At 62.7% G+C, this 236-nt stretch carries 1 tRNA gene; it reads right to left on the reverse strand.

From position 1 onward, the window contains the following. Positions 1 to 111: 111 nt before the first annotated feature. Positions 112 to 197, reverse strand: a tRNA-Leu gene (locus tag FCK22_RS18775). Positions 198 to 236 lie beyond the last annotated feature (39 nt).

Raw genomic sequence — 236 nt, forward strand, 5'->3', positions numbered from 1 at the left:
GTGTCCGCGTCCAATAGGGCCGTCCGAGGCCGGCGGCTCGCAGCACCCCGAGGGGTAGGGCGTCGGGGCCGTTTGATGCCTGATCTACAGTCAATCATTTGTCGGGGAATATGGTGCCCAGGAGAGGACTCGAACCTCCACACCGTTGCCAGTACTAGCACCTGAAGCTAGCGCGTCTACCATTCCGCCACCTGGGCACGTATCGTGTGGGGTGCTCTAAGGCTCAGCCGGGTGAC

The organism is Sulfitobacter sp. 15WGC, from assembly GCF_005068605.1.
Lineage (GTDB): Bacteria > Pseudomonadota > Alphaproteobacteria > Rhodobacterales > Rhodobacteraceae > Sulfitobacter > Sulfitobacter faviae.